This is a genomic window from Anabaena sp. AL93 (assembly GCF_001672085.1).
GTDB lineage: Bacteria > Cyanobacteriota > Cyanobacteriia > Cyanobacteriales > Nostocaceae > Dolichospermum > Dolichospermum heterosporum.
Genome location: NZ_LJOU01000050.1, coordinates 1 through 21,581 on the forward strand (window position 1 = coordinate 1; position 21,581 = coordinate 21,581).

The 21,581-nt window shown below is 37.1% G+C and carries 18 protein-coding genes and 1 pseudogene; 7 read left to right on the plus strand and 12 right to left on the minus strand.

Annotated elements, in window-relative coordinates:
- Window positions 1-29: 29 nt before the first annotated feature.
- The 4 genes from AN486_RS14140 to AN486_RS14155 form a co-directional block, all read right to left on the minus strand.
- Entirely contained in the window at window positions 30-2,033 is a 2,004-nt protein-coding gene (locus AN486_RS14140) for a TolC family protein (protein ID WP_290601184.1), read from the minus strand.
- Between the two features lie 109 nt (window positions 2,034-2,142).
- A complete protein-coding gene (kaiC, locus tag AN486_RS14145) occupies window positions 2,143-3,699 on the minus strand; it encodes a circadian clock protein KaiC (protein WP_027401467.1) in 1,557 nt (518 codons plus the stop codon).
- Window positions 3,700-3,885: 186 nt separating this feature from the next.
- Window positions 3,886-4,200, minus strand: a complete 315-nt coding sequence (gene kaiB / locus AN486_RS14150) for a circadian clock protein KaiB (RefSeq protein ID WP_039201202.1) — start codon at window positions 4,198-4,200, stop codon at window positions 3,886-3,888.
- A 110-nt stretch (window positions 4,201-4,310) separates the two neighbouring features.
- A complete protein-coding gene (locus AN486_RS14155; RefSeq protein ID WP_290601185.1) occupies window positions 4,311-4,886 on the minus strand; it encodes a KaiA family protein in 576 nt (191 codons plus the stop codon).
- A 610-nt stretch (window positions 4,887-5,496) separates the two neighbouring features.
- Between AN486_RS14155 and AN486_RS14160 the strand changes: the two genes are divergently transcribed.
- Window positions 5,497-8,697 (plus strand): ATP-binding protein, encoded by a 3,201-nt coding sequence (locus tag AN486_RS14160; RefSeq protein ID WP_290601186.1) that lies wholly within the window; start codon window positions 5,497-5,499, stop codon window positions 8,695-8,697.
- A gap of 75 nt (window positions 8,698-8,772) precedes the next feature.
- Here the strand turns inward: AN486_RS14160 and AN486_RS14165 are convergent, their stop codons facing one another.
- Together AN486_RS14165 and AN486_RS14170 are read right to left on the minus strand one after the other, a co-directional pair.
- Window positions 8,773-10,614: a glycosyltransferase family 39 protein gene (locus tag AN486_RS14165; RefSeq protein ID WP_290601188.1), complete on the minus strand. Its 1,842-nt coding sequence runs from the start codon at window positions 10,612-10,614 to the stop codon at window positions 8,773-8,775.
- Between the two features lie 425 nt (window positions 10,615-11,039).
- Window positions 11,040-11,639, minus strand: coding sequence for a hypothetical protein (locus AN486_RS14170; protein WP_053538894.1), 600 nt, complete (start codon window positions 11,637-11,639; stop codon window positions 11,040-11,042).
- An 83-nt stretch (window positions 11,640-11,722) separates the two neighbouring features.
- Here AN486_RS14170 and AN486_RS14175 point away from each other — a divergent pair, with 83 nt between their 5' ends.
- Both AN486_RS14175 and AN486_RS14180 read left to right on the plus strand, forming a co-directional pair.
- A complete protein-coding gene (locus tag AN486_RS14175; RefSeq protein ID WP_053538895.1) occupies window positions 11,723-12,055 on the plus strand; it encodes a DUF565 domain-containing protein in 333 nt (110 codons plus the stop codon).
- A 4-nt stretch (window positions 12,056-12,059) separates the two neighbouring features.
- Window positions 12,060-13,121, plus strand: coding sequence for a glycerate kinase (locus AN486_RS14180; protein WP_290601191.1), 1,062 nt, complete (start codon window positions 12,060-12,062; stop codon window positions 13,119-13,121).
- 10 nt (window positions 13,122-13,131) lie between these two features.
- Here AN486_RS14180 and AN486_RS14185 read toward each other — a convergent pair whose 3' ends face one another.
- Window positions 13,132-14,589: a YdiU family protein gene (locus AN486_RS14185; protein WP_290601193.1), complete on the minus strand. Its 1,458-nt coding sequence runs from the start codon at window positions 14,587-14,589 to the stop codon at window positions 13,132-13,134.
- 316 nt (window positions 14,590-14,905) lie between these two features.
- On the opposite strand from AN486_RS14185, the gene AN486_RS14190 reads away from it, so the two are divergent.
- From AN486_RS14190 to tumE, 3 genes are read left to right on the plus strand one after another with little or no spacing between them, the layout of a single operon-like run.
- The gene (locus AN486_RS14190) at window positions 14,906-15,052 is read left to right on the plus strand and encodes a hypothetical protein (protein WP_168636116.1); all 147 of its coding nucleotides are present in this window, start codon (window positions 14,906-14,908) and stop codon (window positions 15,050-15,052) included.
- A 26-nt stretch (window positions 15,053-15,078) separates the two neighbouring features.
- A complete protein-coding gene (tumA, locus tag AN486_RS14195; RefSeq protein ID WP_053538898.1) occupies window positions 15,079-15,309 on the plus strand; it encodes an antitoxin TumA in 231 nt (76 codons plus the stop codon).
- On the plus strand, window positions 15,299-15,790 hold the full coding sequence (tumE, locus tag AN486_RS14200; protein WP_290601195.1) for a toxin TumE: 492 nt from the start codon (window positions 15,299-15,301) through the stop codon (window positions 15,788-15,790). Before tumA ends, tumE begins: the two co-directional genes overlap by 11 nt.
- Window positions 15,791-15,904: 114 nt before the next feature.
- On the opposite strand, the gene AN486_RS14205 is transcribed toward tumE, so the two are convergent.
- From AN486_RS14205 to AN486_RS14215, 3 genes and pseudogenes are all read right to left on the minus strand, one after another.
- Window positions 15,905-16,756, minus strand: coding sequence for a DUF6671 family protein (locus AN486_RS14205; RefSeq protein WP_290601197.1), 852 nt, complete (start codon window positions 16,754-16,756; stop codon window positions 15,905-15,907).
- Window positions 16,757-16,828: 72 nt separating this feature from the next.
- Window positions 16,829-17,095, minus strand: a pseudogene (locus tag AN486_RS14210) (GNAT family N-acetyltransferase); the annotation flags it as partial.
- Window positions 17,096-17,116: 21 nt separating this feature from the next.
- Complete coding sequence (locus tag AN486_RS14215; RefSeq protein ID WP_053538901.1) at window positions 17,117-17,536, minus strand: anti-sigma regulatory factor; 420 nt, start codon at window positions 17,534-17,536, stop codon at window positions 17,117-17,119.
- Window positions 17,537-17,637: 101 nt separating this feature from the next.
- On the opposite strand from AN486_RS14215, the gene AN486_RS14220 reads away from it, so the two are divergent.
- Window positions 17,638-18,843 carry a SpoIIE family protein phosphatase gene (locus tag AN486_RS14220; RefSeq protein WP_168636113.1) on the plus strand — a complete coding sequence of 402 codons (1,206 nt, stop codon included), beginning with the start codon at window positions 17,638-17,640 and terminating at the stop codon, window positions 18,841-18,843.
- 14 nt (window positions 18,844-18,857) lie between these two features.
- On the opposite strand, the gene AN486_RS14225 is transcribed toward AN486_RS14220, so the two are convergent.
- A complete protein-coding gene (locus AN486_RS14225) occupies window positions 18,858-19,211 on the minus strand; it encodes an STAS domain-containing protein (protein ID WP_290601200.1) in 354 nt (117 codons plus the stop codon).
- Between the two features lie 297 nt (window positions 19,212-19,508).
- Window positions 19,509-21,548, minus strand: coding sequence for a glycosyltransferase (locus AN486_RS14230; protein ID WP_053538903.1), 2,040 nt, complete (start codon window positions 21,546-21,548; stop codon window positions 19,509-19,511).
- Window positions 21,549-21,581: the final 33 nt, after the last annotated feature.

Consider the following 21,581-nt stretch of genomic DNA (forward strand, 5'->3'; position numbering starts at 1 on the left):
TCCCCTACCTCCCCTACCTCCCCTACCTCTTACTTGACCCCTGATTCCTGTAACTGATTCAAACCCCTAGTGGTAACATATCTTTGCAATTCTGTTAAAGCACGGTTGTAATCTAAGATTGCTTTGACGCGATTACCTTCTGAACGGGTGAGATCATTTAATGCGTTAATTACATCAGTTTGAGTCCCGACACCTGCTTGGAATCTTAACCGCGCTAACCGCAAAGACTCTTTAGCTTGTTCTAAAGCCACATTAGAAGTTTGCACATTTTCTAAGTTTGAAGCCTGGGTAGAGTATGCTTGTTCTACTTGAAAGCGGATTTGGTTGCGCTGTTCAGAAAATTGAGTTTCAGCGATCGCAATATTGGTCTTAGATTGGGCTGCTCTGGCTTTTGCTGCCCCACCATCATATAAACTGAAGGTGGCTTGTACTCCCAAAGAATAACCATCACTCACGCTTGTGTCATCATCAAACTGATCCAACAAGTTATATCTACCCACCAAACTTACCTGGGGACCCAAAGCTGCTAATGCTTGTTTTCTTTGAGCCTCGCTGATATTACGCTGTGCTAAGTTCTGTTGTAGTTCAGGACGATTTTGATAAGCTAAAACGATGCTTTGTTCTAGTGGATGTTGCCATAAACCTGCCAATTTCACAGGATCACCCGCACTAATACTCGCTGATTGGGATAAATTCAACAGTGGTGCTAACTTACGGCGGGCAATTTGTTGTTGAGAAAAGGCACTAGTTAAGTCCTGTTGGGAGTTAGCTAAATTTACCTGCGATCGCAACACATCGAAACGAGTACCAACACCCGCTCGTTCTAAAGCCACTGCATCCTTCAAACTCGCCTGAGCATTTGTAACCGCTGACTGAGAAATTCTCACATTTTCATCAGCTTGTTGCAAATCATAATATGCCCTAGCCACATTCAGGCGAATTTCCTCAGATTGCCTTTCTACATCTAACTCTTGCACTCGTATCCTTTCTTGCGCCTCTTTAATCGCTGCATTACGTCTACCAGAAGTGTAGAGATCATATTTTATCTGTGCAGTACCGCTAAATACCGTATTAGATGGAGCATCATCTACGGTTAATCCATTATTCCGTTGTCTTTTAACAGCTAGTGTGTCACCAACACTACGACTATTGGTCACATCACCATTCAAATCAACGCTGGGCATTAAAGCCGCTTGAGCTTCACGCAAAACCGACTTACTCCGTTCCAGTTGCAGTACAGACACCTGTAAATCATTATTATTCCGTTTAGCCAGTTCCAGTGCCTGTGACAAACTAATTGGCTGAGTTTCTTGTACCTTCACTTCCTCTGCTTGCGTTGGATATAACAGCGGATTAGGACTGGGATTCAACTCCTTAGGAACATTAGGAAAATCTACAGGTTGACTAGGTGCAGAATTGACATTTTCTGCGGTCGGAGGTGTACTGGTTTCTGTCGTAGTCGGAACAGTTGTTTGTGCTATCAAACTATTATTTTGAGTTAAGCAGGTGTTAGCAGTAAGTAGCAAAGCTGCTTGACTCTTGGGCTGTGATTGTGGACAATTACTAGACTCTAGTAACTTTGATACCTCAACATCACCATTGATAACTTGCTGATCAGAGTTACTTAAACTACCTAACTGAGAATTACTCGCAAACAGTAAATTATTATTTGAATTTGATAAATCAGAAAAACTTACAAATCTACTGTCATATTTTGGAGAACTTTTTTCTCCCTCAGTGCTGAGATAATTGTCAGCCATGATTATAGGTAGACTGGAGTTACCAACAGGCTTGATACTGCCTTGACTAAAATAACTAGCAGGTAATAATCCTGGGTTACTATTAACTTTACTTTTAGGCAGTAGGCTATTGTCTGGGAATAAATTTCTACTATCAGTAGAAACCAACACACTAGAAGTAGACTTTAGCTGTAACTCATTCACTTTAATAACAGTAGCCCAAGCGGGCTGGGTTGTTAATACTGCTACTGTTACACCAGGTAAGAAACAATGGAATAATTGCTGTCCTTTCACCGCATCCCCTCACACAAAAAATATTAATTTAGCGGCAGAATACTTGTCTTCAACACAAAATATAGCACGATCTGGAGATTTGGGCAGGAATATCGCACGATAACTCATGTTAGACATCAGAACTCGGTTTGTCTTCAAAACGTTTGACAATCCGAGAAAGTTCTGCCTTTTCGTCTATACTAACGCGCGTAGGCGCACCACTGATAATCCGCTCATAATTACGGAATGAATCTTTAATGTCAGGACCATCTGCCGTAATATTATATTCACGAATGCCCTTATCGTGCCATGAGCCACGCATTTTAAATACGTTAATTGCCCGCGACATTTCTCCCCGAATTTCTACATATTGTAACATCAAAATTGTATCTGTAATCGTGGAAATATGGGAGTCAGTAATGGAATTAGAACCCAGAAATTGGTCTGTAGTATTGGTAAAAAAACCAGTAATTTCTTCTTGTTTAGCATAACCTGTGACACCAATTACAAACTGACGGAAAGCATTATTACTAACACCTCTAGCCATTGCAGAAAGTGAATCAATGGCAATACGAGCAGGTTTAAAATGGGAGATTTCTGATTTAATAATTTGTAAGTGGTCTTCTAAACCAGTTGATTCAGGATAGGTACAAATAATTTTCAGTAATCCTTGATGTTCTAATTCTTCAAAATCTATACCCCAAGAATGGGCATTTCGGGAAAGTTGGGCGCGAGATTCTTCATAGGCAAATAATATTGCTCGTTCACCACTAATGCAGCCATCTTGAATAAACTTACTAACTAATAAAGTTTTACCAGTACCTGTAGCTCCTGTGGCTAAAATAATCGAATCTTTAAAGAAACCACCACCACACATTTGATCAAGAACTTTCACTCCAGAAGATACCCGCACATTAGAAGATCGTTGTGTTAAACGCATTGCTCCCAAGGGGAATATATTAACTCCTTCATTAGTAATTGTGAAGGGATATTCACCTTTCATGTGGGTTGTTCCCCGTAACTTGAGAATTTCAATGGTTCGCCGCCGACGTTCTCCTTCTAAAACATTGCGAGAAATTACTACATTATCGGAAACAAATTCTTCGACTCCAAAAGATGCTACTGGTCCATATTCTTCACCCCGTTCAGTGGTAATGATGGTGGTGACATTCAATAGTTTTAGCCGTGCTACTAACCGAAAAATTTCTCGTCGCACTACTCCGACAGCTTCATATTGTTGAAATATGGCTGTCATGGAATCAATGGAAACCCGTTTAGCTTTATATTTACGAATGGCATATTGTAAACGTTCAATCAGGGCAGATAAATCAAAATTACCAACTATGTCTTGACCTTCAGGGTCAGGAGATGCGTCGAGAATAAATAATTTACCTTCATCAATTAACCGTTGTAAATTCCAATCAAAAATATGGGCATTTTTAATAATGTCACTGGGTGATTCTTCAAAGGTAACAAATACTCCGGGTTCATCGAAGTAAGTGATGCCATTATAAAGGAATTGCAGTGATAATAGAGTCTTGCCAGTTCCTGAAGTTCCACTAACTAAAGTAGTTCGACCCACAGGTAAACCGCCATGACTGATATCGTCAAAGCCTTCGATCATTGTGCGAATTTTTTCGACACCAATAGGTATTTTTTTTTGTTCAGGTTGCTCTTTTTTATTCATGGTTCATCTAATATGGATATTCAACCCAGGTTTTTAAAATCAAGAAAGTTTTTAATTATTTTTAATAACTAAATAAATATACCAAATTGTAGGTAAATAAATTCCCAAATTTCCATCAAAAAGTAGCTAACGCCACAGCTTTACTCAGAATTATTACTTATTGGCTTCTAAATCCTACATTTTGTCTTATTCTTTCCCGTATTCTTCATTCAATTCTTCGTAAAGCAGATCCAACCCAATTAATACTCTTTCCCTATCCGTTAAATCACCAATAATTTTCCGCACAGGAGGCGGCAAAATTTTTGATAGTGTTGGTGTGGCGAGTATTTTATCTTCTTCGGCTAACTGGGGGTTTTTCAGGACATCAATTACTTTTAAAGCATAAACTCCTTGAAATTCTTCATCTAAAATATTTTTGAGTGTTTTCAAAGCTCGCATTGAATTAGGGGTATTTCCTGCTACATATAGCTTGAGAACATAGGTCTTTTTAGCTTCGTTCATAATATCAACTCCTAAAAATATTGAGGTAAAAGATCAAAAGTCACGACACTACATATACACTCAGGTATTAATTTACCATGAATATAAGTGCAACTTCTACTTTGTGGCATTTAAATGATTTTAGCAATAGAACAGCGATAAACTTCGCAAAGATGTGCCAAAATATCTATTAAGGTTAAACGGTAATCCAGTAGCGTTTCATCACTTCTGCCTTCTATTCTTAATTGCTTGGCAAATTCGTCAATAATTTCCATGTGCATTTCTATAATTTGTGGTACGGGAACACTAGTATAAAATAAGGTATTAATAAACTTATCAAGTTTTTCTTGTAATGTTTTGTCACTGATAAAATAATTTATAATAATCTGACGGTAATCTGCTTTCAGTACTGCTAAAAGTTCCTGTTTTTCGGCAGCGGTCATATCCTGAAAAGTTTGGGGTTTTTTTTGTTTATTAAAAGCCAAGAAATTATTATCTTTATTATCTAATTTTCGATAAGGGTTTTGTGACTGAAAATGGGGCAAATAGTATATCTGAGTAGGTATAGGCTGCCAGTAGCATTGAGTTATTATCCCCTCAATGAAATTCCAGATTTGCAAAAACAAACCTTTGCCCTTGTTTTTTGCACATGGTTTATCGAGAATTTGTTTTATATTTGTTTGTAAAAGCAATATAGGTAATAACATCTACTGTTTATAGATCATGAATTTTTGAGCGGGAGATACATCGGTCTATAATTAATGATACTTGTCTACTCTAAGTAGGATGACGCATTAAACTCAGGGAGAGTCATGACTGATGGATGGTGTGTATTAGCATATCTAGGGGCAGATAGATTACATTATTTCACTTATTGATAAGATACTTAAACGAACTTAAAGAATTGTCGCATTTTAAATCATTATAATTCCTCAAGGTTCTAAAGCGAATCTTTAGAGCCATAATTATTGTTGTAGTTGTCACTATAAAAAATGATGACTTTCAATACCAGTAGCAAGTTGCTGAAGATAGTTGCTTGCTGAGGATGGAAACTCACACCTTGCACCAGTTAAGAAAAATTATTGGTAATTGGCTGCGAGACAATGGATGTCTATAGCGGAGTGTTACCGAAAGCCATAGCTAAATAGCTAGTTTGAAGAGGTCTGTCAATTGTAACCAGAATCGCTGATAGCGTGGCGTAGCCATTCTAAATATTCTTGGAGGATATTGCTTCAGGCTTGAAGACCATCTAAACCAAGTGCTGATGGTGATGCCGGAGTTAATCACAAGAAGAAAGACCACCGAGGACTTATTTTAATGCTACAGTACCCACTTTATGAATTTATAGCACCTGTACCAATGTGCTGGGAAACAAATACTCTGGCAGCAGCGTTGGATATTTTTGTTAAACAACAGAGCGATCGCTTGGTAATAGTCAATTCCCAACAACGTCCAATTGGTGTATTGTATTCTGCTCAATTACTGCCACAATTCTTAGCAGCGGATGCTAATAATAACCTCTTAAATTTGCAACAACCACTCTCACAGGTGGATAAATCCCTCATAGAAGCAATACAGACCATACCAGCAGCAGCAAATCTGGAAAAATTCAGTTTGGTTCTCAAGCATCAAGAAAGCCAACAACAAAGTAACTTAGATTGGGCGCTAGTTGATTCAGATGGTAAATATTTGGGAATCCTAAATACTTTACGCCTATTAACATTGTTATCTCAGGAGAAAATTCCCCTTAACTCAACCAAAAAAGAAGAAAGTCATGAGTATGTGACAAATACTAAAACTTCTCAACACCAAAAAAACATCGAGCATACAGCTAATAAACACCAGCCAAACATACACAAATCCATAGTCCACTTATTGGCTAAATTACCCTGGCCAATGATGTTACAGACTAGTCAAGGCGAAGTGGTTACGCAAAATATCGCTTGGCAGCAACAACTAGGAGCATTAAAAGACCCTGAAGGCATTAGAAAACAGGTAGAGACTATACTTACTCCCAAATATATTTATGCCAATCCTCAAGAAAATCAGCAAACCGATCCTTTCACGACCCATAGACAAAGAACCTCACCATCAACTTTCACTTTTGTACAAGAATCACCTCTACCCGTAAATGAGGCTGCCAACCACTGCGTTTTAGATACACAATTGGGTATTTGTACTTGTGTGGTTGAAATTAAAACTGGTCAGGAACGAGTGTGGCAGTTTGCTAAAATTCCTTTAGACAGTAACGAGTTAAAAATTTGGGTTTCTGAGTCAGAAGTACCAGAAATTACGGAAGAACTATGGTTAATATTAGCCACCGACGTAACAGAACAACAACAACTGTGTAAGGAATTAGCAGCAAAAAATGCTGATTTAATTCAACTTAATCGCTTAAAAGATGAATTTTTAGCTTGCATTAGTCATGAACTAAAAACACCACTAACGGCAGTTTTGGGACTATCTCGCCTTTTGGCAGATCAACAGTTGGGACAATTAAATGAGCGTCAAGCCCGTTATGCTGGACTAATTCATCAAAGTGGCAGACATTTGATGAGTGTGGTGAATGATATTTTAGATTTAACGCGAATGGAAACGGGACAGATGGAACTCACCCTCAATCCAGTCCAAATTCAAGTAGTATGTGAAAGGGCTTTTTCAGACGTTAAAAACATTCATCATCAAACTAACAAAGCTAAACCAGTATCCCCACCAGACAATCAAACTTTATCTAATCACCAATTTAGCCTAGCCATTGAACCAGGTTTAGAAGAAATGGTGGCAGATGAATTACGCTTGCGACAGATGTTAGTACATTTACTTTCTAATGCCTTTAAATTCACAGAAATATCCGGGGAAATTGGTTTACGGGTAAGCCGTTGGGAAGGCTGGATTGCTTTTACTGTTTGGGATACAGGGATTGGTATTCCTGAACAACAACAACATTTAATCTTTCAAAAATTCCAGCAATTAGAAAATCCTCTCACTCGTCAGTTTGAAGGAACGGGTTTAGGATTAGTATTAACTAGAGCTTTAGCTCGTTTGCATGGTGGAGATGTCAGTTTCTTATCTCGTGAGGGTAAAGGCAGTCAGTTTACGCTGCTTTTACCTCCCAATCCACCAAAGGCTAGTTTTAATGAGTCCGAAGATATAGTTCCTAAGATAGAAGTAGGCAATAACATTAATCCTTCCCCTCAAAATCTCAATAGTTCTTCCCAAAGATTGGTTTTAGTAGTGGAAGCAGTAGCTCAATATATTGAGGAATTAACTGAACAACTCAAAGGTTTAGGGTATCGTGTTGTTATTGCTAGATCAGGAACAGAGGCACTAGAAAAAGCTCGTCGCTTACAACCAAAGGCGATATTTTTAAATCCTTTACTGCCTTTACTTTCTGGCTGGGATCTGATGACTTTACTGAAATATGATGTTTTAACTCGTCATATTCATGTTATTGTCACAGCCACAGCGGCAGAAAAAGAGCAAGCATTTACTAAACAAGCTGATGGTTTTTTGAGTTTACCAATTAAGCATCAACCATTGGCATCATTATTAGAAAAAATATCAATAACGAACGAATTTCAGCATTCAGGACTGGAAAATAATAGTATCAATTCTCAAAATATTCCTTTGCGAATTCTTAGGTTAGTACACCCAGAATTGGAGGTAATTAATCTCTATCCTTCTCTGCGAGAACATCGGGTGATTGAAGTAGATGATCTAGATCAAGCAGATTTGTTAGCGCGAGTTTGGCAGTTTGATGTAATTTTGCTAGATATGGGGATTTCTACTGCTCGCACTTATCTACAACAATTAAATAAACACCAAAGGTTGGCGACATTACCATTGGTAACTTGTGATGTTGCGACTACTTTAGCTGCTTCTCAAATACCAGGATTGTCTGTATTTCCTTGTTTAAGTCCTTTGACTCAGGAAGATAATAATCAAAATTATCAACAAGGTGCTTTGTCATCTGTATTACAAATTGCTGCTGGTATTTGTTGCCCAATAAATATTTTAGTGGTAGATATAAATATGCTGAGTGATTTACCCAAATCAAAACGCAAACCAATTAAGGATGATCAGTCAGTCAAAAATTATTTTCTCAATTTTGAAGATGAGCAAATTAATCGGGGATATGAGTGGTTTCAAGCTTTAATTCAATATTTACAAACTGCTGGTTTTAGAGCTTCTATTGCCAGTTGTTGGTCGGAAGTTGTCCAACAAGTTAGCCATAAAAGTGTTGATTTACTGTTAATTTGCTTGCATGAAACGGCAATTAATAAGGAAGTACAAAAAGCTATTGAATCATTGGGGAATTTACAGTTGAATTTGCCACCAATTTTGGTACTTGACCAAAAATTAAATGAACCTAATTATGGAAATGCGGCAAAATCTCGGAAACAAAGATATACATCTTCTGTGGAAACTGCGGTTCGAGGAATTGCTACCCAAATACTACCTCGTTCTATCCCAATGGAAGAGTTATTAATTCAGATCAATCAATCTTTGACAAATTAGACTATGATTTATTTGATTGTGACGATGACAATAATCAATCATCACATAAATCACATCAATCAAAAAAATCATAGTTTAAGACAGGTTGATATTTTCTGGTTTGGCTGTTTTCAAGGGAATGCGAATAAGATGATAAGCACCTTTGGTGGCTAGACTTTTATAGTTATCCGGTGGTAAGTCCATTTCGTGAAATTTTCCCTGTTCAACTAAGAGTAATAATGATGGTGGTTTAGTTGGTTGGGATGCTTGCTTTTGAATATATTCAAGAGCTTGTTGAGCAAATTTGATGTAATTAACATTTTTGTGCGTGTAGAAAGTCACGGTAGGTTTTTTGAATCCAACCATAATTAATTCTTCATTGGGTTGTTTTGATTCAACAATGAGGGCGGATAATTCTCTGAGAGGAAGTTGACGCTGTTGATCCATGATGGAAACAGCAGGTATTAAAACGATGGCAATAAAAGCGATAAATCCTAATAAGTTAATCGTAATGATCTGCTGGTAACGGTGAGTTAAGATGAGGATGGCGGTAGTAATTGTGGATAATAACCAAATTATGCCTCCAAATTTGAGGATTCCTGATCTTTCCATTTGTACATATAATTCAGGAGCAGCGGGATCAAGTCCAGCAATTTGGGTAAGATTGAAAAGTGCGATCGCCAGAATAGTCAAGAATCCTACGTTTATCCAAGCACTGATGCGTAAAAATTTGGGAGGCGTTGGTGTAATAGTAGGTGAACTGGGGAAAAGATCACTCCAAAATAATGCCACAAGAATCGCCGCTGCTGGCATTAAGGGTAATACATAGCTGGGCAGTTTGGTCACGGAAATGGTGAAAAATCCAAACACACCCAGAAACCATATACAGGTAAATAAACCTAGTTGTTGGGAGCGTTCTTGGTTTAACCAATGCGATCGCTGCAAAAGATTTACTCTAACTAGAGCCGCAGGGATGTACACTGAATATGGTGCAAAGCCCAACAAAACGACTAAAAAGTAAAAATACCAAGGGGCTGAATGGCCATTAACAACTTCGGTAAAACGGTCTATATTGTGATAGATAAAAAAGGCATTAATAAAATTCCAGCCGTTGCGCCAAGTTACCAAAACATACCAAGGAAGTGAGATAACTAAAACTATCGCCATTCCTAAAATCGGCTGCATTTCTCGCCATAGTTCCCAAAATTTCCCCACATACAAGGCAAAAGCAATCATAATTAGTCCTGGTAAGACAATGCCTACAGGACCTTTAGTTAATATTGCCCCAGCAATTAAGACATAACTGGCTAAATACCATTTATTGGGAAGTCGCCAATTAGCAGTGACGATTGAGGAATGATTTTGAGCATATCCCAAATAGAAGCATAATAATGTTGAACCGATACAGCCGTTGAGTAACATATCGGAAACGCCGGTTCTCCCCCAAACAATCATTTCTGCGTTGAGTGCCATTAAAGCTGCGGCAATGGCGGCAGTAAAGTAACGTCTGGGTAAGTTGGTAACTTGTGCCAATTCGTCTTTTTTGGCAAAATACCATTGCACAGTATAAAATGCCAAAGCAATTACACCCATTGCTGCCAATGCTGAAGGGATACGAGCAGCCCATTCGTTTACTCCCATAATAGAGTAGGCGATCGCCTGACACCAATAAATCAAAGCAGGTTTATCAAAGCGAGTTTCACCATTAAAAAACGGCGTAATCCAATCACCAGTTAGCAGCATTTGCCGGGAAGCTTCAGCAAACAGCGGCTCAGTTTCATCAATCAAGCCCACATTCCCCAAATTCCAGCCAAAAGCTATCCAACCAATCACCAACAACCACAGAGACGAAACAGCTACAAGCATGACTGGACGCTGTTGTAAATTATTCAACCACTTATCAACCACTTTATCGGTGACACTCAATTTTATACTCATGAATTCATACTTAGAGACACGGTAATCATGTCCTTACCAATACACAACAGTTTACAATTCAAAATACCTTTTTCGAGGAGCTTTACTACCTATCTTCCGCACCCTCAACTGTCACAATCGGTTTTTACTGTTTTTTATGATGAAATGAGGATGTATTATATACAGAATCTCAATGAATTAACGGATACATGATGCCGACAAGGCATAATTTATATCCAGAAATCAAGAGAAAATCAAGTGATAATACTATGTGACACCCCAGGGTGCGGAATGTGGGTTACTATCAAAATTCCAACAACTCCTTCTTACTTCTTCTTCCTCCTGATAGCGCAGCGTGGCGTTAGCCATACTCCTGAATGGGCGCAGGCCCTGCGCCCCTACCTCCTGATAGCGTGGCGTTAGCCATACTCCTGACTCCTCCCATATCACCTATTTTCTAACACCAATTGCCATTCTTGAGTTTGCGAATTCCATTGTGGAGAAGAAGTTTCTCCCACAACATAGGGACCCCAATAGCGTCGAGAACCATCTTGAGCAAAAGCCACCAAAATATCACCTTTCTCTAGCTTTAAATTACCTTGAGGTAAAGATAAAATTAACCCGTTCTCATTTCCTTCTTGGGGAGCAAAATCCCAATGAGCCGGAATACCAGATTTAGATTTATTCGCAGTGGCGCTTTTTTGAGATGATTGTCTAGCTAATAATGCTAGACGTACAGGTTGGGTAGTTTTGTTGCTCATGCGAAGTGATCCAGCAGTCTTGGTTTTACTATCCGAATCAAACCGATAGGCTACAACTGTAGAGTGATTTTTCTGTGAACTTGATTCTACTGATTCACTTGGTGTATTATCTAAATTGATTGCATCAGCACTATTGACCGTGTTTGTAACTACAGGTGAATTTTTTTCTGGATTTGTAGACTCCAAGGATATCCTCATATCTAAGCATCCAGTTACGATCCCCATAAATCCTAATACAGAAAAACCGATAATGAAGTTACGATACCGAAGAGCCAAGTTTTTCATAATGATATAGATTTAGAAATAAGATTTTTTGTCAGCTAAACCCAAATGATTGGTGATTATTTTTGTTCACTGTTCCCCTCTTCATGCAAAATACTCGTCTGAACAACCTATTAGAAACAATTTATAGAAGCTTGAGTGAATGGTTTCTCAATCCTTGGCGACGGTTATCATTACTACTAATTAGTTTTTTGTTTGGTTTTTTTCTGGGATCAGCAGTATCAACAACCGCTGGACAGAAGGCAGAATTAGACATCGTAGTAGCTGGATTTTTAGTGCTATTAACTGAAATTACCAGTAGGATATTTTACAGTCGCAGTTTTTTTTCTCGCCAAGCATTTTGGGTAGAAACACTCAACTATCTCAAGGTTGGTTTCATCTACAGTCTATTTCTAGAAGCCTTGAAACTGGGTTCGTAATTTTATGAATAGCGAATGGTTGAGTAAGATTTTGACAACGGACACATCTTGGCAAGTATTAGCACAAGCCGCAGCATTGGCAGATCCTTTGCGAGCTAAGGTGTTTAATATTACTTCTGATCATGTGGCTGAAGTTACGCAAAACAGAGGGGATTTACTGAAGTTAGTTTTCCCTGATTTTAGTCAATTTTGTCAAACTAGCCTAAAAACTGATTCTCAAGGAATGTTGCAGGTATTGTGGGATGTGTGGCTACCTTTGGGAATGAAAATTGCAGCACAGCATCAAGAGTCGGGGAAACCTTTTATCCAGGGAATTTTAGGCGCACAAGGCACGGGTAAAACTACAATGTCCCACATACTGGGTTTGATTCTCCAGCATTTGGGATACAGGACGTTAAGTTTTTCTTTGGACGACTTATACAAAACTTATAGCGATCGCTTGGCTTTAATGCAGCAAGATTCCCGGTTAGTTTGGCGTGGTCCGCCCGGAACCCACGATATTCATCTAGGTTTAAGTCTACTCGATCAGATTCACCAAAGCAAGAGTCCTGTTATAGTTCCTAGATTTGATAAATCCGCTCATGGGGGTGCAGGCGATCGCACTACTTCTGAAGTTATCACAAATCCTATAGATATTGTTCTGTTTGAAGGCTGGTTTGTGGGCGTAAAACCAATTCCTCCTAAAGTGTTATTAACTCCACCACCACCTATTCTTACAGACGTAGATAAACAATTTGCCTCTGATATGAATAATCAGCTAAAAGATTATTTACCACTGTGGGAAAGATTAGATAGTTTAATAGTTCTTTATCCCACAGATTACCGTTATTCTTTAGCATGGCGCAAGCAAGCAGAAAGACAAATGATTGCTGCTGGTAAATCAGGAATGACTGACTCAGAAATAGAAGAATTTGTAAATTATTTTTGGCGTTCTTTACATCCCGAATTATTCATTAATCCCTTAATTCAATCATCATCTGTTGATTTAGTAATTGAAATTAATGCTGATCATAGTTTTGGTAACTTTAGATCCCCGACTTCTTTAAGAAGTCGGGGATCTGATTGATTCTGATTGATTACTTCCCTGTTTGCAGTGTTTCCACTAAATCATAAAAAGGTTGCCAATTATCATCTTCAGTGATTCGTTCCCAAACAGACTCAATCACAGGTCTTAATAAAGCTGTTTTGGGATTAGCTTCAATCAAAGTTTGGTGAATTTTATCCATTTGGTCAGGATCAAAATGATTGAGAATTTTATGATAGAGGAAACACCAATTATCAAAAGTGGCTGATTTTCCTAATGCGGGGCTAAGTTCTGAACCATTCATCACAAAAGCTGGATCATCTCGCCATTTACTAGAAAAGGTAGCAGCTATATCAGCAAAGAATTGATGATAACCAACTTGACTATCATGTAAAAAGGTAATAGTTAACCGCAAAAATTCATCAGCTTCCGCTAATTGTAAATCTTCAAAACCCAATTTTTTCAACATCAAAGCTCGATATTCAGCCTGGTAATATTCAGCAAACTTGGATAAAGCAATATCCAAATCACCTTGGTGAATTATCGCCTTTAAAGGTTCTTGCAAAAGTTCTAAATTTAATTTGCAAATCCCTGGTTGCTGACTGTAACAATAACGTTTATAATAATCGAAATATGCCGCCGTAAATTGGAGATCGTAAGTAGGAATAAAGGCATAGGGTCCATAGTCAAAACTTTCCCCGGTAATTGACATATTATCAGTATTCAGAACTGCATGACAAAAACCCGCTGCCATCCATTGTGCTACTAATTCGGCGACACGCTGCACTAATTCGGCATAAAATAAAGCATATTTATCATTTTCAGCTTGCAAATGCGGGTAATATTGTTCGATTACATGATCTAACAGTTTTTGAGTTAAATCATGTCGTTTGAAATAGTTTAATCGTTCAAAAGTACCAAAACGAATATGAGATTTACTCATGCGAATCATGACAGAAGAACGAGTTGGAGAAGGTTCATCACCGCGCCACAAACCCAAACCCGTTTCAATCATACTTAAACAGCGAGAAGTGCGAACGCCTAAACTATGAAGTGCTTCAGCGGCGAGAACTTCCCGCACTCCTCCTTTAAGTGTTAACATTCCGTCACCACCGCGAGAGTAGGGGGTTCTTCCCGAACCTTTTGTGCCAAAATCGTATAATTCCCCATCAATACCCCGCACTTGTCCATAGAGAAAGCCTCTACCGTCACCTAATTGGGAGTTATATTGTCCAAATTGATAACCGTGATAACGTAGTGCTAATAGGGGTTCTCGTCCCTCAAATTTACCAAAAGCGTTAATAAAATCTTCGTCTTTAACTACTTGGGGATCAACTCCTAAGCGTGGTAATAGTACGTCATTGCGCCAACGTAAAATATGTTGGGGAAATTCTTCCGCAACAACTTGATCATAGTAATCATCACCTAGAGATTCTAAGGCTGATTCATAATTGAGGGTAAGTAAAGGATTAGTAGAATGGGTGTGATTGGGAGTTTCATCCAGAGTCATTATAATTATGCTTAATGTGATATTTCTTTAATAATAGACAAAAAAGCTTACGATCTTTTTATTTAGGGTTTGCTGATAGCGTAGCATGGCGTAAGCCATAAAATTTGTCTATGAGGGCAGGGAACAGGGAATCTGACTTTTCCTGTTACAGCACTTCCTGATGTTATGAGGTCTAGTTTTTTATCGCCAAACAAGTAGGGGCGCAGGGTCTGCGCCCTCTATTGTATTTCATTAGATCGGGAATTGTTGTAAGTCTCGAAACATCCAAATAATCAGGGTTTTGGAATAAAGCCCTATTCTCAATAAATGATCTTTAATGAGAATAATCAGCGAAAAAATAGGACTTTGGGACATGGGTTATAATGAGCGATCGCTCAACTGGAAAGATAACGGGAAAAGTCAGAAGCCTATCAACGCTACCTACAATCTATGGGCGTTAAGATTAAAATTACAAGATGATTAAGTTAATCAAATTAAACAGATAAATTAATGCGTAAACAAGTTATCGAATATACATCTCCACTAGATGCGTTGATTGCCCTTACCAAACAGTTAAATGTTTATGAAATCAAGTACCAAATGAGTTCAGAAGATTTTTTTGCCAAATATAAGCAAGGAAAAACTTCTGATGATGAAGTGTTTGTCGAATGGGCAGGAAATTATCAGCATTATCTAGCTTTACATCAAGAAATAACCAGCAAACTCCAAGATGTCGCGTAAACTTATCCAAGCGTATTTAGATGAAATTGAGCAACTTTTACTCAATTGCTCTAATGCATACATTGAGGAATATAGTGCAGTCATTTTAACGACAGAGCGGGCTAATCTCCGCATTAGGATACGTTTTGCAATTAGATATTTACTAGCAGTCAGTGAAGCCTTTGTTGTTGTAGATAATCAGATTAAATATATTGATTACCGCTATCACTTTCAAGATGAGCAAAATAGTCTGATTTTTCGTTATGACAGTACACCACACTTTCCCAACTTGCCTAGTTTCCCCCACCATAAACATTTTTTTGACAATGTAATTGCTTGCGAAAAACCACATATAGCTGATGTTCTACAAGAAGTGATGCAATACTGTTCGGTTAAGACTAAAAAACAAAAATACGTAGGTTGGGTTGAGGAACGAAACCCAACATTTTCAATGATTTGTTGGTTTTATACAATAGGTTGTTTACGTGGAAATTTTCGTTAACCGAACAGTATTGAGAAGTGATGGATTTTTTAAAGTAGCTTATAAAAATTATTTATCTTCTTGAGAATGATAAATAAAAAATTAGATCCCCGACTTCTTCAAGAAGTCGGGGATCTAAGGATTACAATATTCACATAAACTAGGATCAGCAAATTCTTGATTGTTAGGAAATAATTGTTGTTGGGTAAAACCGCATTTTTGACATTGAAAAATTACTGCTTTAATTAATGAAGTTGGCTGATGACAAAGTTCACAAGGTAGTCCAGGGATTTTTTGATTAATCATAAAACCAGGAGTATGACATTGGGGACATAAACTATTAATTTTATTAATTAAGTCTTGAGTAGCAAAGGCAATATTTTTCATCCTGGTAGGATTATACATTGCTCTCATATCTGTTTCTATATGAAATTTACCATTTGTGTTTTTTATGGCAATTTCTACGGAATTGATTAGGTTTTCTTGGCTGGTAATACCTTTAATAAATTCTGTTGTTCCTGTAGATATATTATCAAATGAAATTATTAACCCATGTTCAGGAAAACCTACTTTTTTACCAAATTCTTCAGCTTCTTCTAAACTAGATATAGTTTGATGATTAAAATTAGTTTCTATAGAAAATAATTCACCAATAATTTCTAAATCATTTTCTTGATCCAAAAAAATAATTATTTCTCGGTTAGCATAAATATAGGGAATTAGGGGATGAGGTGCAAAACTTCCTTCACTAGCAATTGCTATTTTTTCATCATACATTTCCAAGGCTTTTTTAGCTTTTAACCTAGCAGTAATAATTTGTGTATCTGGACGTTTAATTTCTCTAGTAAAAGTTCCAAAAACATCAGTATTTAAGCCTTGAGGAACTATCAAATTAATTCCTAAATTTTCTTTCAATAAAGGAGAAATTACTTTTTCTTTATTGTGCATTGTCGCCAAAATAGCCACGCGATTATTATATATTGACATAATTTATTTCTCCATAATTATCTTCAGATCCCTGACTTGTCCAAGAAGTCGGGGATCTGAGGTATTATAATATTATAAATCTGATCGCCACTGGGAATTTGTCAAACTTGTAAAAATATGATCTTCCCATTTAGCATTAATCATTAAATAATCTCTAGCATATCCTTCAACTACAAAACCAGCCCTTTTAAGAACATTACCACTGCGGCGATTATGGGGCATATAATTAGCCATAATGCGGTGCAGATTTAATTCTTGAAAAACATACTTAGTGGAAATAGACAAGGCTTCTGTCATGTAACCATAACCTTGTGCTGATTCTGCTAAACTGTATCCTAATTGCAAAATAAATTTCATATTCTAACAATAATGTTTACTGATAAATAAACAATAACGATTGTCATCTGTTAGTTTATAAGACAGTTTGTCAGCAATGGAGGACATTATTTGCAATCCCCGTCCTCTTTCTTGATCATTATCCTCTAATGCTGAAGTTATTTGCAATTGCTTTTCTAACTCAAAAGGTTCTCCCAAAGACCATATCCGAATTTCTATATCTTCTTCGAGTCTAATAACTTCTAATTCAATCGGAGTTTCTCTGGGTAATTTTTTGTGGGCGTGTTCTACAACATTAATAAATCCTTCGACTAGAAGTGTTTGTAATTCCCACCAAATTTTTTGATTATTAAATGGGGGCTGGTTGATTTGCTCCAGCCAGGATAAAACTTCACTTGTAGCATTAATATCTGTATTGGTTTTTAGGTAGATTTTATGATTCATTGGTCAATCCATAGAATGTGAAAAAGAAAAATGTAAATCCTTAGACAAGATTTAATGTAGAGTAATTAATAAGTAATTATTCAAACTGTTTCATGGTCAAAATGTTTAAAATCCTCGTCATTGATGATGATCCTATCTTACGAATGGTTTTGAAAAAAACTCTGAAAACCCAGGGCTATGATGTTACCATAGCGGCTAATGGCGAAGAAGGAATAATAGAAGCAAAAAAATTATGTCCCGCTCTCATTATCTGTGATTGGGTAATGTCTGGGATAGATGGTTTACAAGTGTGTCGTCTGATTAAGTCAGATCCGGAATTAGCTACAACTTTTTTTATTCTTCTGACTGCAAAAGGAGCTTCTTTAGGAGAGGAAGATGATCGTGTTAGAGGATTGGATGCAGGAGCAGATGAATTTATTTCTAAACCCATTGAGATGAATGAATTAAAAGCACGGGTAAGAGCAGGATTAAGGCTACATCAATTAAGTCGAGATTTGCAGCATCAAAAGCAAATTTTAGAGCAGTTAAATCGAGATTTGCAGCATCAAAAGCAGGTTTTAGAAACCGAACTAGCTGAAGCTGCTGATTATGTGCGATCGCTTTTACCATTACCGATTATAGGATCAGTGACCATAGAATCTTTATTTGTACCTTCAGCACAGTTGGGAGGGGATTGTTTTGATTACTATTGGATTGACGATGAGCATTTGGCAATTTATCTATTAGATGTCTCTGGTCATGGTGTAGGCTCGGCTTTGCTATCTGTATCTGTATTGAATATCTTGCGATCGCAGTCTCTACCAAATACTAATTTTTGTCAACCAGCAGAAGTTCTCAAGGCACTCAATGAGACTTTTCAAATGAGTAAACATGGCGATAAATACTTTACCATTTTGTACTGTGTTTTTAATCGTGTTAATCATCAGCTAGTTTATGGCAATGCTGGACATCCACCGGCTGTATTAATATTTGGAAATGCCCCCTCCAGCATTGAGGTTATAAAACTAGAATCTCTAGATTTACCTATTGGCTTTTTACGAGATATCAGTTTTGAAACTGCTATTTTGGAAGTTGCAGAAAACAGCACTTTATATATTTTTAGTGATGGTGCTTACGAATTGCTACAACCAGAGGGACAAATTTGGGGTTTCGACTCTTTCGTTAATTTATTGCTCACCCATAATCAGACAAATAACAATCATATTAATCAACTCTTACCTGAGATTATAAATATCAGCGGGAACGAAAATTTTGATGATGATTTGTCTTTACTACGAGTTAATTTTAGTGGATATCAAAATTCCTAAGATGTAAACTTTTATCAAGGTTGTTTGAAAAGTTTTTGGCGATTTGCTAGTTCTAATACTTTGCTGTCAAACTCTTCTCTATTACTTAATATGTTCAAAACTCGATCAATTTTTGTTAATTCAAATAACATTTTGACTTGCTCATTAATGGAACATACAAATAGTTCTCCTTTAGCATTTCTAACACCTTGCATTGCTCCTACTAAAGCACCTAAACCAGAACTATCAATAAAACTCACCTTTGACATATCAATCAATAGCATATTAAATCCATTATTAAGGATATCAGTAATTTGACGACGTAATTCGTTACCGGCGGTGGCGTTTAAAATTCCTGATGGTTCAAAGACGTGAATTTTAGAAGTCATAAATTATCTTCCTTTCTGTGTTAGTTTGTAAATTTGCTATTGAAAATCGTCATATCTATTTAAAATTCTACTACTATTTAAGGCATTTTGTAGAACTTTAAAAAATAGATTTATAAGCAAGAAGAACTTTCATTTTTGAGATTATACGAGTTCAAAAAAAGTCAAGAATAGATCTAAACAAGAAAAGCCCGATATAACCAGTTTCCAAACCTCTCCCCACGGGGTTAGGGGGTTAAGTTTTGTGGTTCTATACAATACGTTTGAAACACCCTCTTAGAAGTAATTCATGAATTACCTCTACTTTACTTCTGTTTTGTGTAAGTCCTGTGGTTGCCAAACAGCAGCGCTGATAATTGCCCAAAGTAGAGATAAAATATATATACCCCATAATGTGTTGATCAAATAAACCCAAGGAGTTTCTAACTGACCAATAGCGAAACGATATATACTCCATATTATACCTAAAATCATCAAAATAAACACAGTTAGTTGTGGCCAGATTAGCTGGAGATAAATTCCTGATTGTCGCTGCTTAGGTGTAACCTGAAATTTAATAGGTTGTCCGGTTAATACACTCCATGCAGATTGAATGAATAGGGGAAATAAAGAGATAGAATATTGTTCTGAACGCCATAATTCCGCAGCATTAATTCCCCAACCAGCGGCTAAAAAAGTCAACCTATTAATTATAAAAGCTGGAAGAAAATGGATAGTAAAATCAAAGCCATAAGTTTCCACGGGGATAGTTCCCGTAAAAAAATAGATAATGGGACAAGCAATGAAAATCAAAGTTGCAAACCCAGAAAAATAACTATATGTTGTCTTAAAATAGTGTAATCGTTGCCAAAATGTCAGTCCTGGTTTGGTGAGAGGATTTTCTCTCATTAACACTTGAATTGTGCCTTGAGACCAGCGCATTCGCTGTTTGAGGGTAGAACTTAAATCATCAGGAGCAAGTCCTTCTGCTAATAATTCATGATGATAAATTGATTTCCAACCAGAACTATGCAACCGCATGGCTGTATTCATATCTTCGGTAATACTATTACTAGAAACACCACCAATTAATTCAAATTCATCTAATTTTTTGCCATCTTTGACAAATTCATCTGCAAAATATTGTAAACCCACACTAACTAATGCTTCTCTTCTTAGGACTGCATTTGTACCTGTGTAGAAAGCTGAATTCATGCCATCTTTACCCTGTTGAATGGGTCCATAAAATAAATTGGCTCGATGTCCAAAGGGGTCTCCAGGAGGAATATTATAAAAATCTTGGGGAGTTTGCACAAATGCAATGCGGTTTGGTTCATATTTTCCTGAATACAAATTATAGGTATAGAAATATGGCAAAACTCGCTTTAAAAATGCTGGTTTAGGAACATGATCTGCATCTAAAGTAAGAATAAAATCTCCTGCGGTCTCTCCAGAAAAAATGGCGTAATTGAGATTACCTGCTTTAGCATGATGAGGTACTCCTGGTTGTTTAGGACGAGCAATATACCGCAACCTAACCAGTTGCACAAGTTCTAATTCTTTTTGACGAATTGCTAATTCTAATGCGCTACGTTCATGATTAAGATGTTCATATATAGTTGATTTACTGGCATGATGACTATTTTGATTTTGAGGATTTAACCAGAGAATAAACTGTTGTAAACTGTGGACAAATCTAGAGGGAATATCCTCGAAAGTATTTGAAGTATTTAAGGTATTTAAAGATGATTTTTGCAGCCATTCTTCAGCGGCTTTTACTTCAGGTGCTAGATTTTCTAGTTGCTCAATTCGTTGATTTAAAGTAGATAATTCCGCGTCAATTCGATTAGCTTCCTGTTGTAATAATGGTGATTGTAAATCCTCCAGAGCTAATCTTTCTGACATAGCTCGCATTTGTTCAGAATTACCATCATCTAATACATATACACGCAGCTTTGTGGTTGGATAATCTATTGCTAAAGCTGCTCTAGCAGTTTCTTCCACCATTTCTGAGGGTTCATTATAGCAGGTTATAAACACATCTACATTTGCCCAATCACAGGTAGGGAGAGGTGGGCTTAACTGATTGAGAGACTTAACCTGTCGGACTATAGGCCGCCATAATCCGATGACAAACATAACTCCTCCGAAATAGCTGTAAATTTCCGCCAGCAATAAAGGAATAGACAGCCATAGAGCATCAAAGTTGATAGAATGGGTTATCCGCCATTGTAAATACCAAGCACCAAAAATTAAGTTGATTTCCGCTAAGTACCGAAAAAGTAGGGTTCTTTTTTTCAGTGTTGAACGGCTATTACCGGAAAAATTCGCTGAATCATAACTAGAGGAGGCTGAATTCATTTTGCTACCAAAAATAAAATTTAAATTAGTCAA

Coding starts and splice junctions, on each gene's coding strand:
- kaiC (WP_027401467.1), bottom strand. CDS start 3,699: ATGAATAAAAAAGAGCAACCTGAACAAAAAAAAATACCTATTGGTGTC.
- kaiB (WP_039201202.1), bottom strand. CDS start 4,200: ATGAACGAAGCTAAAAAGACCTATGTTCTCAAGCTATATGTAGCAGGA.
- AN486_RS14155 (WP_290601185.1), bottom strand. CDS start 4,886: ATGTTATTACCTATATTGCTTTTACAAACAAATATAAAACAAATTCTC.
- AN486_RS14160 (WP_290601186.1), top strand. CDS start 5,497: ATGCTACAGTACCCACTTTATGAATTTATAGCACCTGTACCAATGTGC.
- AN486_RS14165 (WP_290601188.1), bottom strand. CDS start 10,614: ATGAGTATAAAATTGAGTGTCACCGATAAAGTGGTTGATAAGTGGTTG.
- AN486_RS14170 (WP_053538894.1), bottom strand. CDS start 11,639: ATGAAAAACTTGGCTCTTCGGTATCGTAACTTCATTATCGGTTTTTCT.
- AN486_RS14175 (WP_053538895.1), top strand. CDS start 11,723: ATGCAAAATACTCGTCTGAACAACCTATTAGAAACAATTTATAGAAGC.
- AN486_RS14180 (WP_290601191.1), top strand. CDS start 12,060: ATGAATAGCGAATGGTTGAGTAAGATTTTGACAACGGACACATCTTGG.
- AN486_RS14185 (WP_290601193.1), bottom strand. CDS start 14,589: ATGACTCTGGATGAAACTCCCAATCACACCCATTCTACTAATCCTTTA.
- AN486_RS14190 (WP_168636116.1), top strand. CDS start 14,906: ATGAGAATAATCAGCGAAAAAATAGGACTTTGGGACATGGGTTATAAT.
- tumA (WP_053538898.1), top strand. CDS start 15,079: ATGCGTAAACAAGTTATCGAATATACATCTCCACTAGATGCGTTGATT.
- tumE (WP_290601195.1), top strand. CDS start 15,299: ATGTCGCGTAAACTTATCCAAGCGTATTTAGATGAAATTGAGCAACTT.
- AN486_RS14205 (WP_290601197.1), bottom strand. CDS start 16,756: ATGTCAATATATAATAATCGCGTGGCTATTTTGGCGACAATGCACAAT.
- AN486_RS14215 (WP_053538901.1), bottom strand. CDS start 17,536: ATGAATCATAAAATCTACCTAAAAACCAATACAGATATTAATGCTACA.
- AN486_RS14220 (WP_168636113.1), top strand. CDS start 17,638: ATGTTTAAAATCCTCGTCATTGATGATGATCCTATCTTACGAATGGTT.
- AN486_RS14225 (WP_290601200.1), bottom strand. CDS start 19,211: ATGACTTCTAAAATTCACGTCTTTGAACCATCAGGAATTTTAAACGCC.
- AN486_RS14230 (WP_053538903.1), bottom strand. CDS start 21,548: ATGAATTCAGCCTCCTCTAGTTATGATTCAGCGAATTTTTCCGGTAAT.